We start from the raw sequence: 16,007 nt of genomic DNA, 5'->3' as shown, positions 1-16,007 counted from the left end.
CGTCAGATGCCACCGGTTCAGGGCTGAGGATCAGGCGCTTAGTAGTCGCTCTCGCTGGCGGGCCAGCCCAGCTCGGCAAACAGGCGCAGCACATCCTGACCGAGTGGCGCCTGGATCCGCATCGGCACCTTGAGCACCGGATGGGTAAAGCTCAGGGTGCGGGCCACCAGCAGCAGCCGTTCGCAGCCAAAGTGCTCGCGAAAGAAACGGTTGTGACGACCATCCCCGTGGGTGGTATCCCCGACAATGGGGTGGAACAGGTGATCCATATGGCGGCGCAGCTGATGCTTGCGGCCGGTCTTCGGGAACAATCTGACCAGACTGTAGCGACTGGTGGGGTGCTTCTTGGAGACCGCGTGGGGCAGCTCGACCTTATGCAGGCGCCGGAAGGTGGTGACGGCATCCTGCGCCGGACGATCCGGGTTGCTCATGGCATCGGCAATCTTGTCCAGCTGCTCCTTGAGGGGATAGTCGATCACCCCCTGCTCGGGCGCCCAGCCACGCACCAATGCCAGATACTCCTTGTGCACCTGACGTTGGGTGAAGGCTTCAGTGAGTGCGCGGGCAATCACCGGATCGAGCGCAAACAGCAGCACTCCGGAGGTGGGACGGTCGAGGCGATGCACCGGATAGACATGGCGACCACCGATGAGATCCCGGGTCATCTGCATGGCAAAACGAGTCTCGCCCTTGTCGAGCCAGCTGCGATGCACCAGCAGACCGGACGGCTTGTTGACCGCCACCAGCCACTCATCCTGATAGAGCAGGGTCAGCTTCAGGTCACTCTCTTCTCGGGTTTGATCTGGCATCATTGTTCGATCACTTTGCCGGAAAGCAGCAGATCGAAACGGGCGATCAGGCGCAGCAGCGCTTCTGCTTCGGCCAGATCCTCTTTGTAGACTTCGCTGGCCATGGGATAAAGGGAGACGCTGGTGGGCAACGGCGCCTGCAACATCACCAACTGCTCCATGCGCGGGATCAGCACGAACTGCAGCCACTGATCAAAGCTCAGGGTATCGACACAAAAAGGCAAGGTGCTTGCCAGGGCTTCGTCACCGGGATGGTCAGCTTGCCAGCGCTCGAGGCGCTGCAACTCGGCGGTGAGTTCCCCCAACAGGCCAGCTACCAGCAAATATTGATTCATCTCGCTCTCTTCCTCATAACCACAAATTGATCCGCCGACCCGACAGGGTCAGCCAGGATGCAAATAAATTCCGTCACGCAGCACCGGCGATTCAGCCAGCTCGTCGACATACACGGCAGCCAGCGCGGCCTGCCGCCGTTAAAAAAGGGCGATACTATACACCTCCCCCCGCATGGCTGCCATGTTGATATCTGCCGCAGCGCACGTCTGCTGCCACTGGCTATCCTCGGCAAGGGCCTTATAATCGGCCCGCATCACCATTAGCCGGATCTCACCATGTCTGCGACGCCTACTGCCATCAATACCTTGACCGAATTTCTGACCCAGGCTGGCACCCAGTTCCAGCTGTTTGACATGGGCCGCCAGGTGCGGTCACTGGCAAGCGATACCTTTGTGCGCATCGAGCAGCAACAGGAGCCCTACCCCTGGCCGCTGCAACAGCACGCCTGGCTGGGTGTGCACTTCTTCCAACCGAGCGAGTCTCGCCACTACCTCTGGTTTCTCAAGTTCGCCCTCGATGAGCGCGGCCTGCTGATGTCAAACGGCCCCAAGCTGTTCATGGATCAGGTGGTGGAGACCCTGGGCTACAAGCTCACCGGCGATCTGGACGAGGAAAAAGCCCAGCGCTTGGCCGACAATCCCTACACCTTCCGCCCGGCGGAGGCCAAGATGGCCAGTCTGCATGCCAAGCTGGCGCGCCAGCTGGAGCAGGCCCCTTCTGCCTATTACGATGCCCTCTGCCACTATCTGGCCGCCCCCAACGACATCGGTTGGCAAACGCTGGGGCTGCAGGGCTTTGCCGATCTGGCCGAGCGACTTCATGATGAGCGCAATCTGGCGCTGATCTGCAAGGCGCTGCCCAAACTGCCGCAAGAGCCGCTCTACGCCCTCTGCCAGAGCCTTGAAAACGCCCCGCTGCCGCCAGCAGTACAAGGCGCCCTGCTTGAGCGGATCGGCAAGGAGCAGGAGTGCGCCGCCCCCAACCCGGAGACCCTGGCCTACCTCTGCCGCGCCATGGCATCCTGCCCCGGCAGCACTTTGCGCACCAACAAGCTGCTAACCCTGCTGCAAACCCAGCCAAGCCCTGCGCTACTGCTCGCCATCGCCGGCCGGCTCTGGCCCGATCTGAAAGATGTCAATCTGCTCAGCCACTATCTGGAACAGCTGGCGCTACAACCGACCCAGTTCTTCAATCAGGTTTTTGCCGAGTTGGTCACTTTACCGGCCCTGCGCAATGATATGCTGGCCAGACTGCGTGACCCCAACCGCAGCGATTCGCTGGGCAAGGCCATCGGCCGTCTGTTTGCCTCGGCCTGATCCCTCGCCTCCCCCTCACGCCACGAGGCAACACGGCGGGAAATAGAAAAGGAGATCGGGAGTGCCGAGCAGGACTCCCGGTTATCGACATCACGATAAGGAAGCCCGCCTATGGGAGAGATGCTCGGAATTTTGTTGCTGATTGCCGTAGCCGGCCTGTTCTGGCTGCAACGCCAACAGGCAGAAGTGGCCTGGCAATACATGCGCCGCTACTGCCAGCACCATGATCTGCAACTGCTGTCACTGGCTCGCCATCGGCGGGAGCTGGCGCATAATCCCCTGCGGCTGCTGACCCACTATCAGTTTGAATTCTCCAGCGATGGCGAGAGCCACTATCACGGCACCCTCAAGATGCAGGGGCTGCACATCGTGGGCGTCGATCTGCCCCCCCATCGCATCCCCTCTGCCTGATCCCCAATCTCGTCTCTGCTCCCGGTTGCTGTGCCTGTCTATAATCTCAGGGATTAAACAAAGGGAGAGACGAGATGGAACCCCTTGTCCACGATCTGCCAGCCCTGTTTGCCCAGCTCGGGATGGCCAACGACGAGCTGAGCCTGCACCGCTTTGTGCACGACCATCACCTCGACAATGAGACCCTGCTGCCGGAGGCCAGTTTCTGGAACGCCGCCCAGGCCAGCTTTCTGCGCGACGCCCTGTGGAACGACTCCGACTGGTGCGAGGCGATCGACCAGCTCGATGTGATGTTGCGCCAGCCCCGCTAAGCCGCCCGCCCCTTTCCTCCCCTGCCGGCTTTGGTTAAGATCCCGCCCCGATATCGATCCCTCCTTCTCACCCAGAGCATGCTTATGTCCGCCCACGAGATCATCCGAATTGCCAACGAGCTGGCCGCCAAGGGCCTGACGCCCACCACCGCCATGATCAAGGCCCGCCTCACCCAGCCCGTGCCGATGGCCGAGCTACTGAAAGTGCTGAGCCAGTGGAAGCAGCAGCCCATCGCGACCGCCGAGAGCGAGATCCAGCAAGAGGCAGCCCCTCAGCAAGCGCCGGAGCTCACCCTGCAGCAACTCGCCGAACAGCTCGCGCGCATCGAACAGAAGGTAGATCGCCTGACCGACATGCTCCTCCAGCAGGGGCAAGGCTGAACCATGTATATCGTCGAACTCTGCTTTGAGTGTTACCGCGATACCTCCCTTGGCGACGCCGAGCGGGCCATCGTCAACTACCTCGACATGCTGCGTTATCAGGGCCAGATCCTCGGGCGGGAGTTCCCCACCAGCATGCACGACGGTTATTTCGTCAGTCGGGTGGTTTGCCCGGAGCAGGATAGCCTGCACCCCGACAACCAGAGCGAGCAGGTCAAACTGGCCGAACAGCAGCTCAATCAGGCCGGGCTGCTGGCGCCGAAACTCCAACTGCAGGGGGCGGATCTGCTCTCCGACAGCACAGATCCTTGCGGCCAGCAGGGCGAGCGGCCGAGCTGGATGCTGCTCTACACCAGCTTCCTGCACACCTGCTCGCCGCTGCGCTGTGGCGACCACTTCGCCCCCATTCCGCTCTACCAACTGCCCGCGGTCGCCAACGGCGATCAGAAACAGATCATCAAGTGGCAGGAGGATTGGGAGGCGTGTGATCAGTTACAGATGAACGGCTCCATCGCCGAACATGCGGCGCTGCACGAAATCGGCGAAGTGGGCAGCCGCCTCTACCGGCGAGGCAGCGATCTGGCCAAACGGCTGGAAGTGCTGAGCGGCATCCCCACCTACTACTACCTCTACCGGGTGGGCGGGCTGAGCGCTGCCGAGGAGAAGGCGCGCCCCTGCCCCAGCTGTGGCGGTGAGTGGGCGCTGGCAGCGCCACTGCACGAGATCTTTGACTTCAAGTGCGACAGCTGCCGTCTGGTCTCCAACCTCTCCTGGGATTTCAAGGATTAAGCGCGTTCCCTGTACGCAATGCCATAAAAAAGAGCCTTGCCACATGGCAAGGCTCTTTTCGTTCCGATGGGTAACCTTGGCTCGATCCGGCGCTATTGTGGCAACGTCTCCAGCCGTTCCAGAAACGCCGGCAAGGAGGGCGCCAGCGTCAGACGGCGGCCTGAATCGAGCCACTCCAGCCACACCTGACCACTCTCGTTATCCAGCGAGATGAGCGTCATCTCGTTGCGGGTGGTGGCAATAAAGATGGAGGGGGTTCGTTTTAGCTTGCGCAACATCAGCAGGTGGCCGATGAGGTTCTCCTTGAGCAGGTCGAGATCCGCGTCGTTCCACGGCAGGATCAGTTCAAGGCGCAGCCCCTTGAAAAGGCAGGGGATGGGGCGGCTGAACCAGTGCCCGAACAGGGCGATGGCGCTGGGATGAATTATCAGCTCGAGGGCATCGGCCATGGCCGTAAAATCGGCGGGCTCGGAGCGCTGGTAAGGACGCCAGGCCACCCGACCATCGGCGGGCTCACCAAGTTGGCAGGGGGAACGCCAGTCCGCCTCCCACTCGCACAGGGGCAGGCCTCGTCTGGCCTCGCCATCCCGTTGCCAGCGGGCAAAAAAGTGCTCCAGGGCAGACAAAACTTGATCCGACATCGAAAATCCCCACAATTGCTGGCAAAGTCCGCTATTGCACCACCAAACCCGGTAACAGACAAGGTTGCCAGCCGACCTTGCGACCCGGGATACAGAACCCGGGATACAGAGAGGCCGACGCCCAAGCCAAACGGCTGCAACCATCCGGCCCTGCAATGGCCCGTTTCATTCCACTCATCATGAGCACATTACGTGAGCAACCCTGTGAGCAAACAAGATAGATACGCCGGGGCCAGCGCCCTGACCGGCCTGAGTCTGGGCCAGCAATCCGATTACATTAGCCAGTACACCCCCTCCCTGCTGCAGCCGGTTCCACGTAGCCTGAACCGGGATGATCTCCAGCTGGGCGATGATCTGCCCTTTAGCGGTTGCGATGTCTGGACCCTCTATGAGCTCTCCTGGCTCAACGCCAAGGGCAAGCCGATGGTGGCGGTGGGTGAAGTAGCCATTCCGGCCACCAGTGCGAACCTGATCGAATCCAAATCCTTCAAGCTCTACCTCAACTCCTTCAACCAGACCCGTTGCGACTCTATAGAGGCAGTCGCCGCCATGCTGACCAGGGATCTGAGTGCCTGTGCGGGTGAGACCGTCAAGGTGACCCTGTTCCCACTCGACAAGGCGCCGCACCAGATTGCCCAGCTGCCCGGCGAGTGCATCGACGAGCAGGATATCGAGGTAGACAATTACGAATTTGATGCGTCCCTGCTGCAAGGGGCAGCCGGTAGCGAACAGGTAGAAGAGACCCTGCACAGCCACCTGCTCAAATCCAACTGTCTGGTGACCAGCCAGCCGGACTGGGGCTCTGTAGTGATCCGCTACAAAGGGCCGAAACTCGATCGGGAGAAGCTGCTGCGCTATCTCATCTCGTTCCGCCAGCACAACGAATTCCACGAGCAGTGCATCGAGCGGATCTTTATCGACCTCAAGCACTATTGTCAGCCTGAGCAGTTGACCGTCTATGCCCGCTATACCCGCCGCGGCGGCCTCGACATCAACCCGTTCCGCTCCGATTTCGAAGCCGTGCCCGCCAACTTGCGTCTGATCCGCCAATAAAGTCGAGTTGCGACAGAGAGGGCAGTCGCACTGCCCTCCATGACTGGCAAAAAGGTTTCAATCGATGCTTTATGCAGCTGGGATAAGGGGGCTGGATAATAAAATCCAGACGAAACCCACTTGCCGGCCACCAGCAAACCACAGTAAACGCTGGACTCGCAGGGGGGGGCTTGGATAACATGCCTACACCTCTGCGCCGTCCTTAATCCAATGAATCAACTGTTTTTTCTGGCCATGATGATGTCCTCCCTGTCAGCTCCGAATCTGGATCTGGACAAGGAGCAACTCTCTATCGATCTGCAACAAGCGCAATCGATGGTACTGACCGATCCTGCCAGATGCGTCCAGATCACCACCGCCTTCCTGACGCGCGCAGCCAATAATCCCCAGCAAATCATCAGCAATCGCCAGGAGTTCGGTTATCGCGAACCCATCCTGAGCTACAGCACGGCGGCCCAGACCATAGGCGCCCACTTGCTCAAAGGGGAGTGTCTGCTGCAACTGGGCCAATATCAGGCCACCCAGCAAGCGCTCGACAAGGCGATGGCGCTGGCAGACAAAGAGCGGCAACCGGAACTCAAGGCGCACGGCCTCTATCTCAAGATCCGCAGTCAGGCCCTCAAACCGGATAACCAGAGCACCAGCCGCGCCCTGATGGATCAACTGGACGAACAGCTGGCCGTCCCCACGCTCAAGCAGAGCCAGCTCCAGATTTATGGCCGCCTGCAACGCACCAGCTACGACATCGAGAACCAGCACTTCGATGATGCCAAGGCCCACTTGGCAGATGCGCGGATCTGGGCCGCCAAGACCCCCAATCCTCTCGCCAGTGCCTGGGTCAGCGCCATCAGCGGCGATCTTTATCGCGCGCTGCAGCAGCCGCAACTGGCGCTGGGGGAATATATCGATGCCCAGCAACAGGCCAAAAGCCTCAATGACCCGCTCTTTCTCGGCCTGCTGTCGAACCAGATAGTCAAACTCTACCAGCAGGAGCAGGAGCCCCAGAAAGCGCTGCAGTATGCCAATGAGGCGGCCAATTACTTCCACTCCATCGGCAACCCCTCCCTGCTATGTGACTCCCTGATGGTGCTGGCGCGACTCAATCGCGAGCAGGGCGACCTCAATATGGCGCTGGTCTACTTCTTCAATGCGCTGGATCTGCTCGATGAGGGGAGCAACCGACCGCAGGCCTCCCTGCTCAAATACGAAATCGGCAAAACCTACCTGCAAAGCGGCAACCTCTCGCTGGCCAGCAACTACCTCAATGCGGCCCGTCAGTCCCACGAACTGAGCGATGCCAAAGAGCCGCTGATCGATACCCTGTTGCTGCTCGGCGAGCTCTATCTGAAGAAACAGGAGGCCGCCATCGCCATCCTGCAGTTGGAGAACGCCCGCGCGCTGGCCAATCAGCTCGGCGATACCCGCCGTCAGTACGAGGTATTCCGCCTGTTGTCGCTGGCCTATGAGCAGAAGGGGTATCTGCGTCAGGCACTCGACAGCTACAAGCGCTTCCACCGTCTTGGCGAGGAGGTGCGCCAGCAGGAGCAGGCCATGGAGCAGGCGGCGATCCGCGACAACTATGTCCAGGTCGAGCGGGTGCAACATATCAAGGAGCTGGAGCAGCGGCTTAACAACAGCCAGCATCAGCAGGAGCGCTATCTCTGGTCGAGCATCACCACCAGCCTGCTGCTGGCGCTCTTTATCTACCTCTTCTTCACCCTCTGGCTCAAGCTGCGTACTGCCCGCCTGCAACTGAAACGGACCAATGAGGCCCTGCTGATCGAGCCACGCTCGGGGCTAGCCAACTGGCAGCGACTGATGAACCGCTGGCCGCGGGAGATGGCAAAGCGCCAGCTGAAATCGGATCGCTGGTACCTCAGCGAACAGCCCTCCAGCGAGTTCGATGACAAGCTGCACTATCTGCTGTTCCGGGTGCCTTTCCTGGTCAACACGCTGGAGCGCCACGGCTATCAGGCCAGCAGAGAAATCGAGCAGGCCTTTGGTGCCTATATGGACACCCTGACCCCACAAGATGGCCGTATCTATGACTTGCGTGAAGGACACATGCTCTATGTGGTGCCACAACGCCACGTCACCAACCTGCATCAACTGGCGGGAGACCTGCTGACCGCCATCGCCGCCTTCCCTTGCAACTATCCGCTGGATCACCAGATCAGCCTCGGGATTGTCAGTCACCCCTTCCTGCCGAAAGCGGCGACCGCGCTCGATCACAATGGCCTGTTTGACCTCTGCTATCTCGCCCTGTCGGGAGCCATTCAGCTCAGTGAAAAATGCCAACAAAACGCCTGGTTGGAGCTCGCGGCGATCGATTGCCAACAAGCGGCATTTTTTAATGGAGATGTGTGGCAATGCGGCCTGATGGCAATTGACAAGGGACTGGTAAAAGTCAATTCTTCTCATGAAAAGCAATGGGTTAATTGGCCCAGCCTTGCAAGGAAGCCGGCAGCCGATAACCACCAGGAAATAATGTAGATAACAGGCGAGGATCGAAACCAAGTTCGACCACTGTTGCTATCCAACACCAAAAACAATAATGACAACAGGGCGACCTGATAATGAATGACATCGCTGCCGTAGCAGGACAATTGGCAAGACTCAGGGAATCCCTTCAGCAGAAACAGCTGGAACTCGACGGCGTACTGTCGTTTTCCGATGCAGAGCGTGCCCGTGGTATTCAGTTTATCAACAAGTTGATGCTCTCCTGCCGTGGCTTCGACCGCGAGCTGGACAATCGCTTCGCCAAGCTCAAGCAGAAACTGGATAACAATCCCGCATTTACCGCGCTAGACGAGGATCTGCTGGCCATTGAAAAACTGCTGCAGCAGCACAGCAATGCGCTGGAAGAGTCGATCACCCTGACCCAGACCGCCATCGAACTTGGTTCCAAACAGCTGAAAAACATCAAGGGCTTCCCGGAAGAGACCCGCAAGTCCCTCAAGGAATTTCTGGCAAGTCCCGCCGGTTACGGCATTGCCGATCACCAGAAGAAGGTGATCAAGCTGCTGGAGTTCTACCAGCAGGCGATCAAGATCCAGCTGCTGCCAAGCCAACCCCTGTTGGCACCGTCAGGTGCAACTCAACAAGAAAGCGATACTGCCAGCAACGATGGCCAGCCCGATGTCGACCCGTTTGATCTCAAGGATCACGCCCGTATCGCCGATGAGCTGCAGCGGCTTATCACCGAACTCGACTTTGCCGGCGCCATCGGCGAGAGCCTGAGCGACATTCGCCGTCAGCTGCTGATCGGGATCAACCCTGCCCTGCTGGCGGAAACCTGCCTGCAGGTGATCGAGCTCATCATCGAAGGCACCCGTGAGGAGCGTAAAGCCTCCCGCGCCTTCCTCAGCTCCCTCAACGAGAGCCTGTCCGCGGTACATGTCGGCTTTACCGAATCCCTCGATGAGGGGCGTGCGCTGCAAAACGAAACCCGAGAGACCCGTGAGGCGCTGGTCAACGAGTTGCAGGCGATCGATCACTCCCTAGCCAGCCATAACTCCATCGATGCGCTCAAGCGCGCCATCTCCGGCCATATGGGCGCCATCAACCTGCTGCTGCAAGAGCGTGACAGCACGGCGGCGCGAGAGCGTCACCTGCTCACCCGCCTCTCCACCATGGAGTCCAAGCTGCGCTTGATGAAGGAGGAGACCGCCGAGTACAAGAAGCGGCTGACCATTCAAAAACACAAGCTGTTCCTCGACAGCCTGACCCAGGTACACAACCGGGCCGCTCTCGATGAACGGCTGGAGCAGGAGTACAAACGTTGGCTTCGTTACCGCACTCCGCTCTGCATGGCGATCATCGACATCGATCACTTCAAGAATATCAATGACAACTACGGCCATATGGCGGGTGACAAGGCGCTGAAAGTAGTCGCCAAAGCGCTGCAGAGCGCGCTGCGTGACACCGACTTCATCGCCCGTTTTGGTGGAGAAGAGTTCGTGGTGTTGCTGCCCAACATCAACCCGGACAAGTTCCAGAAGCCGCTGGAGACCCTGCGCCAGACCATCAAGAGCATCCCGTTCCTTTTTCGCGATGCCAAGGTGGAGATCACCATCTCCATCGGCGCAACCCTGTTCAAGGATGGGGACAACCCGTCAGATGTGTTTGAACGGGCGGACAAGGCGCTCTACCACTCCAAGCACACCGGTCGGGATCAAGTGACACTGGCCTGACAAGCGGCTAAAAAAACAGCGAACAGTCGGCGCCCTATTTCCCTACACCCTCTGTTACCACTACTATCGATCTCAGGGGATGCAACATAGCGTCCCCTTTTCTCCCCAGGGAAAAACACAACGATAACAAGTGAGTAAAGGGGAACCTATGATTACGCACATCAATCCCGTCGGCAGCATGGATTTGCTGTCACAGCTTGAGGTGGATCGCCTCAAGCAGACTGCCTCCAGCGATATCTATCAACTGTTTCGCAACTGCTCGCTGGCAGTGCTCAATTCCGGTAGCCATACCGACAGCTCCAAGGAGATCCTGGAGCGCTTCAAATCATTCGATATTCATGTGATCCGGCGCGAGCGCGGGGTCAAGCTGGAACTGTTCAATGCCCCCGAGCACGCCTTTGTCGATGGCGAGATCATTCGCGGCATTCAGGAGCACCTCTTCTCGGTGCTGCGCGACATTCTCTATGTCTCCAATCAGCTCGAGTCCAACCGCCAGGTCAATCTGACCAACTCCACTCACATCTCCAACGTGGTGTTCGCCATTCTGCGCAACGCCAAGGTGATCCTGCCCGGCGCCGATCCCAACCTGATCGTCTGCTGGGGTGGCCACTCCATCAACGAGATCGAATACCAGTACACCCGTGCCGTGGGCAGCGAGCTGGGCTTGCGTGAGCTGAACATCTGTACCGGTTGCGGCCCTGGCGCCATGGAGGGCCCGATGAAGGGGGCCGCCGTCGGCCATGCCAAACAGCGGGTGCGCAACGGGCGCTACATCGGCCTCACGGAGCCTTCCATCATTGCGGCCGAACCGCCCAACCCCATCGTCAACGAGCTGGTGATCCTGCCGGATATCGAGAAACGGCTGGAAGCCTTCGTACGCCTCGGCCATGGCATCATCATCTTCCCGGGCGGGGTCGGCACCGCCGAAGAGCTGCTCTATCTGCTCGGCATCATGATGCATCCGGCCAACGAGCGGCAGCCGATGCCCATCATCCTGACCGGCCCGAAAGAGAGTGCCGACTACTTCCGTGCCATCGACGACTTCATCAAGGCGACCCTCGGTGAACCTGCGACCAAGCTCTACCGGATCATTGTCGGCGATGCGCCGGAAGTGGCCCGGGTGATGAAAGAGGCGATGCCGAAAATCCGCGAATACCGCAAATCGGTCGGCGATGCCTACTCCTTCAACTGGTCCCTCAAGATTGAGCCGGAGTTCCAGCTCCCCTTCGAACCGGATCACGCCAGCATGGCCAGTCTGGACCTTCACCGCAACCAGCCGCCCCAGTTGCTGGCCGCCAACCTGCGTCGTGCCTTCTCCGGCATCGTCGCCGGCAACGTCAAGGAAGGGGGCATTCGCGCCATCGAGAAGAAGGGCCCCTTCAAGTTGCACGGCGACAAGGAGCTGATGCACCTGATGGACAAGCTGCTGGAGAGCTTCGTCAAGCAGCAGCGGATGAAGCTGCCGGGCAGTCAGTATGTGCCCTGCTACGAAATCGTCCGCTAGGGTACAGATACATCATCGACAGAGGGGCGCATCGGCGCCCCTCTTTATTGGCGCTATGCCTTCCCGACTGCCATCAATCCCCCATAAGGCGAGCGGTTTGTTACAATGGGGCGTCCCGATCGCCAAGAGTGCCCCATGTCAACTATCCGGCCACACCTGCTCATCATCGATGCCCTCAACCTCATTCGCCGTCTGCACGCGGTACAGGCCCAGCAGGCACTGACCCCTGCCCAGGCGCTGGTTGCCACCCGCGCCAACCTTATCAATACCTGCCGCAAGCTGCTGGCCAATAGCGAGCCGACCCATGTCATTGCCGTGTTTGATGGCGAGGTGCATAGCTGGCGCAAGGAGGTCTATCCGGCCTACAAGGAGGGGCGAACTCCCATGCCCCCCGAACTGCGTGAAGGGCTGGCGACCCTGCAGGATGCCTTTTGGGAGTGCGGTGTCGATGCCCTGCTCTCCGAAACAGATGAAGCGGATGATCTTATCGCCACTCTCGCCAGCGGCATCGCCAGCCACGGCCATCAGGCGACCATCATCTCCACCGACAAGGGGTTCTGCCAGCTCATCTGCCCGCAGATCCGGGTGCGCGACTACTTCAACAAACGCTGGCTGGATGCTGCTTTCGTCCAGCAGCAATATGGGGTTGCCCCTGCTCAGCTGGTCGATTTCTGGGCCCTGACCGGTATCAGCGGTTCCAATATCAAGGGGGTTCCGGGGATCGGCCCCAAGACCGCCACCCAGCTGTTGCAGCAATATGGCAATCTGGCAGCCATGCTCGAAGCCTGTCAGCAAGAGGACGCCGCCAAGCCACTGCTCAAGCTGCGCCAACATCAGGATGAAGCCCTGCTGGCCCAGCGGCTGGTGCACTTGCAGCGGGATATTCCGCTGGGATTCAACCTGCGGGACATCCGCTACCCGCCCCAGCCAGACTAAAGTGCCGAACAAAAATGCAGGCAAGGGCGTGAACCATGACGAGACTCACCCTCGCTGTTGATAAAAGTGAGTAGAATGTAAAGGAATGTGGTTGGTTTGCTGAGTAAATGCTATAAAGCAGCCCCATCCTCCCCTATACCCTGGAAGTGGAACCCTCTCATGTCCAAAAGAAAAATTACCGTGATCCCCGGCGACGGCATCGGCCCCAGCATTATTGAATCAGCCATCCAGATCCTGACCCATGCGGGCTGTGATTTTGAGTACGAATACGCTGATGCAGGTCTGGTTGCCCTCGAGAAGCATGGCGAGCTGCTGCCCCAGGCTACCCTGGATCTGATTGAGAAGAACAAGGTGAGCCTGAAAGGGCCATTGACCACACCGGTCGGCGGCGGTTTTACCTCCATCAACGTCTCCCTGCGCAAGAAGTTCAACCTCTACGCCAACGTGCGTCCGGTCATCTCCTTCAAGGGCACCAGAAGCCGTTACGACAACATCGACATCATCACGGTGCGCGAAAACACCGAAGGGATGTACTCGGGTGCAGGTCAGAAGCGCAGCGATGACAACAAGAGTGCCGAGGCGATGAGCATCATCACCCGCGAAGGGGCCGAGCGCATCGTCAAGTTTGCCTTCGAGCTGGCTCGTCAGGAAGGGCGCAAGAAGGTCACCATCATCCACAAGGCGAACATCCTCAAGTCGACCTCCGGCCTGTTCCTCGAAGTAGCCCGTGAAATCGCCAGCCACTACCCGGATATCCAGAGCGAAGAGATGATCGTCGATGCCGCCTGCATGAATCTGGTGATGTACCCGGAGCGTTTCGATGTCATGGTCACCACCAACCTGTTCGGCGATATCCTCTCGGACCTGTGCGCCGGTCTGGTCGGCGGCCTTGGCATGGCGCCCGGCGCCAACATCGGCGATGGCGCGGCCATCTTCGAAGCGGTCCACGGCTCTGCCCCCGACATTGCAGGCAAGAACATTGCCAACCCGACCTCGGTGATCCTCGCCTCCATCCAGATGCTGGAGTACCTCGGCATGCAGGATAAAGCAGAGCGGATCCGCGAGGCAGTACGAGCCACCATCGAATCCGGTGATCGGGTCACCCGCGATCTGGGTGGAACGGCTTCCACCAGCGAATTCACCCAGGCCATCATCGATCGCCTGTGAGTTAATTCATTGATTTTAAAAGGAAGCTTCGGCTCCCTTTTTTATGTTTCCGAATCCTTTGCCACTCCCCAAACAGCAACTATGTTCAATAGAGAAAAAGAACAGGGAGTGTTTTTCATGAAGGGATACGGGTGCTATCTGGTGTCGGGTCTGCTGCTGGTGTGTGGCACTGCCAGTGCTTTCGAGCAGGATCAACAGACCCAAACCGCCAAACTGCCACAGCAGGAAAAACGGACTGCCACCGAGGTATGGCGCTCGAGCCTGAATACCAACGACCTGCTCAAGGCACCCAAACCCCTGTCGTTTGGTATTGAAGTCTCCACCGACAACTTTGGTAATCAAAAGATCACCTCCTACCCGCAGCTCAATCTGACCCCGGAAAAAAGCGTCAGTCTGTCGGTCGAACGCTTCAGACCCAAGGTCAAGTTCAAGGCTGGCGGAATGAACACCGCCCTCAGGCTGAGAGGAGATGGGATAAAGATGCAATTCAATCCGGTCGACAAAACCATCCCGCTGCAGATAGAGATCAAGGTGACCGACGACGAATCCTCCCTGCGCCTCGATTACCGTTTCTGATATTTTCCGGCAGCCGAATAGCAAAAGGCCGACAGGTTTCCCTGTCGGCCTTGGTATTTATCGTACGGGCAGAACTGCTACATCACGCCTTGGGCTCGAGTTTGGAGACCCAGTACTTGTTGTAAACATGCACGGTGATCTCTTCTCGATCGTGATAGAGCTGCTTGGCCTGGATCACGAACGCGTTGTCGATCTCCTTGAGCATCTCGCGCAATACCTCGATATTGTGCACCGACTCGGCATAACGCTTCTTCATCGGCAGCTTGAGGTTGAACATCGCCTCCTGGCAGTCACCCTCACGGAACCAGTCCGCAATCATGTGAACGACCCGCGCCGGTTTATCGACCATGTCGCACACCAGCCAGTAGGTGTTCTTCTTGCTCGGACGCCAGACGAAACCGTCATCCCGGATATGCTTGACCTGACCGGTATCCATCAGGGATTGGGCCATCATGCCGTTGTCGACCGCCGTCACCATCATGCCACGACGCACCAGCTGATAGGTCCAGCCACCCGGGCAGGCGCCCAAATCCACCGCCTTCATGCCTGAGCAGAGACGCACATCCCACTCTTCCCGCGGCACGAACACGTAAAACGCCTCCTCCAGCTTGAGGCTGGAGCGGCTCGGCGCATCGGCCGGGAAGCGCAAGCGCGGGATCCCCATGTGGAATCCGGAGTTGTTGAACGAATAGGAGTAGCCCAGCAACACGTGATCATTGGCCATGAAGAAGGCGTGGAACACCGGACGGTTCGGCGTCTCCTTCTTGGTCAGGATCTCGTTGCTGCGCAGCGCCTGACGAAGCGGCACGGTGAACTTGCGGCAAAAGGCTGACAGCTCTTTCGCTTCGTTGGTGTCCGCGGTTTCGACCCGCAGATCGCCGCAAATGGTGTAGTCACTCACCGCCTCAAGGATCGGGGAGATCCTGTCCGCGACATCCAGATCCTTCAGCTCATGGGTGACCACCAGCATCTGGCGGATGAAGATAAGCTCGCGGAACGGCAGCTTGCGAGCCAACAAATCCGCCTGCTCCTCGTCATACAGTTCGAAGATCACATAACCGCTGTCGTCCTTGACCCGGGCGAAACCGTAGCACTGCATGTTACCGGCACGCTCGGTGATCTCTGCAGCCGCCTCTTTCTCAAAACCGGGGCGGCAATAAAGCAGCAGATTATTCATTTTTTCCTCCAAGACGACAGCCAGCCCAGCAGAGGGCCGTCCATCCCAACATAAAACAGAGGCCACCGGCCGGGGTAATCAACCCCAGCCCCTTGCTGCCAAGCAGCACCATGGCGTAAATACTGCCGGAGAATCCGATGATCCCCAGCACAAAAGCGGTGCCAGCCAGGTGGATCACCTTGCTGCGCACACCACACCAGCCCAGAACCAGCAGGGCCAATGCGTGAAAAAACTGATATTGCACGGCGGTATTGAATGCCGCCAGACGCTCGGGCGTAATGCCGGTCGCCGCCAATCCATGGGCGCCATAAGCCCCCAGCATGGTGGCCGTCAACCCGAAGAGACCGGCCAGTATCAGCCAATGTCGATGGATCTGCATCCTCACTCTCCCTCTCTCATCACGGCTG

17 protein-coding genes are annotated in these 16,007 nt (G+C 59.0%); 12 read left to right on the top strand and 5 right to left on the bottom strand.

The window, feature by feature from the left end:
* Positions 1-38: 38 nt before the first annotated feature.
* Both truC and OKB77_RS01340 read right to left on the bottom strand, forming a co-directional pair.
* Entirely contained in the window at positions 39-812 is a 774-nt protein-coding gene (truC, locus tag OKB77_RS01345; RefSeq protein ID WP_206874759.1) for a tRNA pseudouridine(65) synthase TruC, read from the bottom strand.
* A complete protein-coding gene (locus tag OKB77_RS01340) occupies positions 809-1,144 on the bottom strand; it encodes a YqcC family protein (protein ID WP_005338596.1) in 336 nt (111 codons plus the stop codon). The genes truC and OKB77_RS01340 overlap by 4 nt, the downstream gene beginning before the upstream one ends.
* Before the next feature lie 276 nt (positions 1,145-1,420).
* Between OKB77_RS01340 and OKB77_RS01335 the strand changes: the two genes are divergently transcribed.
* From OKB77_RS01335 to OKB77_RS01315, 5 genes are all read left to right on the top strand, one after another.
* Complete coding sequence (locus OKB77_RS01335; protein WP_265775706.1) at positions 1,421-2,461, top strand: DUF3549 family protein; 1,041 nt, start codon at positions 1,421-1,423, stop codon at positions 2,459-2,461.
* 111 nt (positions 2,462-2,572) lie between these two features.
* Entirely contained in the window at positions 2,573-2,872 is a 300-nt protein-coding gene (locus OKB77_RS01330; RefSeq protein ID WP_204380779.1) for a DUF3301 domain-containing protein, read from the top strand.
* Between the two features lie 74 nt (positions 2,873-2,946).
* Positions 2,947-3,183 (top strand): DUF2789 family protein, encoded by a 237-nt coding sequence (locus OKB77_RS01325; protein ID WP_047435586.1) that lies wholly within the window; start codon positions 2,947-2,949, stop codon positions 3,181-3,183.
* Positions 3,184-3,267: 84 nt separating this feature from the next.
* Positions 3,268-3,564 carry a hypothetical protein gene (locus OKB77_RS01320; RefSeq protein ID WP_047435583.1) on the top strand — a complete coding sequence of 99 codons (297 nt, stop codon included), beginning with the start codon at positions 3,268-3,270 and terminating at the stop codon, positions 3,562-3,564.
* Between the two features lie 3 nt (positions 3,565-3,567).
* On the top strand, positions 3,568-4,353 hold the full coding sequence (locus OKB77_RS01315) for a Zn-ribbon-containing protein (protein ID WP_139463048.1): 786 nt from the start codon (positions 3,568-3,570) through the stop codon (positions 4,351-4,353).
* Positions 4,354-4,445: 92 nt separating this feature from the next.
* Here OKB77_RS01315 and syd read toward each other — a convergent pair whose 3' ends face one another.
* Positions 4,446-4,994, bottom strand: a complete 549-nt coding sequence (syd, locus tag OKB77_RS01310; protein ID WP_265775707.1) for a SecY-interacting protein — start codon at positions 4,992-4,994, stop codon at positions 4,446-4,448.
* A 204-nt stretch (positions 4,995-5,198) separates the two neighbouring features.
* On the opposite strand from syd, the gene queF reads away from it, so the two are divergent.
* The 7 genes from queF (at position 5,199) to OKB77_RS01275 (ending at position 14,423) form a co-directional block, all read left to right on the top strand.
* Positions 5,199-6,047, top strand: a complete 849-nt coding sequence (queF, locus tag OKB77_RS01305) for an NADPH-dependent 7-cyano-7-deazaguanine reductase QueF (protein ID WP_265775708.1) — start codon at positions 5,199-5,201, stop codon at positions 6,045-6,047.
* Between the two features lie 210 nt (positions 6,048-6,257).
* Positions 6,258-8,540: a tetratricopeptide repeat protein gene (locus tag OKB77_RS01300; protein ID WP_265775709.1), complete on the top strand. Its 2,283-nt coding sequence runs from the start codon at positions 6,258-6,260 to the stop codon at positions 8,538-8,540.
* 83 nt (positions 8,541-8,623) lie between these two features.
* Positions 8,624-10,240 carry a GGDEF domain-containing protein gene (locus tag OKB77_RS01295; RefSeq protein ID WP_270816822.1) on the top strand — a complete coding sequence of 539 codons (1,617 nt, stop codon included), beginning with the start codon at positions 8,624-8,626 and terminating at the stop codon, positions 10,238-10,240.
* Between the two features lie 148 nt (positions 10,241-10,388).
* Positions 10,389-11,744 (top strand): nucleotide 5'-monophosphate nucleosidase PpnN, encoded by a 1,356-nt coding sequence (ppnN, locus tag OKB77_RS01290; RefSeq protein ID WP_005338611.1) that lies wholly within the window; start codon positions 10,389-10,391, stop codon positions 11,742-11,744.
* A gap of 135 nt (positions 11,745-11,879) precedes the next feature.
* Positions 11,880-12,680: a flap endonuclease Xni gene (gene xni / locus OKB77_RS01285; RefSeq protein ID WP_128836329.1), complete on the top strand. Its 801-nt coding sequence runs from the start codon at positions 11,880-11,882 to the stop codon at positions 12,678-12,680.
* 159 nt (positions 12,681-12,839) lie between these two features.
* The gene (locus OKB77_RS01280) at positions 12,840-13,847 is read left to right on the top strand and encodes an isocitrate dehydrogenase (protein WP_005349723.1); all 1,008 of its coding nucleotides are present in this window, start codon (positions 12,840-12,842) and stop codon (positions 13,845-13,847) included.
* A 117-nt stretch (positions 13,848-13,964) separates the two neighbouring features.
* The gene (locus tag OKB77_RS01275) at positions 13,965-14,423 is read left to right on the top strand and encodes a hypothetical protein (RefSeq protein WP_005358627.1); all 459 of its coding nucleotides are present in this window, start codon (positions 13,965-13,967) and stop codon (positions 14,421-14,423) included.
* 82 nt (positions 14,424-14,505) lie between these two features.
* On the opposite strand, the gene rlmM is transcribed toward OKB77_RS01275, so the two are convergent.
* Together rlmM and OKB77_RS01265 are read right to left on the bottom strand one after the other, a co-directional pair.
* Positions 14,506-15,600, bottom strand: a complete 1,095-nt coding sequence (gene rlmM / locus OKB77_RS01270) for a 23S rRNA (cytidine(2498)-2'-O)-methyltransferase RlmM (protein WP_005338617.1) — start codon at positions 15,598-15,600, stop codon at positions 14,506-14,508.
* Positions 15,593-15,979 (bottom strand): DUF423 domain-containing protein, encoded by a 387-nt coding sequence (locus OKB77_RS01265; protein WP_150390364.1) that lies wholly within the window; start codon positions 15,977-15,979, stop codon positions 15,593-15,595. Before OKB77_RS01265 ends, rlmM begins: the two co-directional genes overlap by 8 nt.
* Between the last annotated feature and the right edge of the window lie 28 nt (positions 15,980-16,007).

The sequence above is a fragment of the Aeromonas sp. Y318-3 genome (genome assembly GCF_027706185.1).
GTDB lineage: Bacteria > Pseudomonadota > Gammaproteobacteria > Enterobacterales > Aeromonadaceae > Aeromonas > Aeromonas veronii.
The sequence above is the reverse complement of the archived record's forward strand: the minus strand, read 5'-3'. Positions and strand labels throughout refer to the sequence as shown.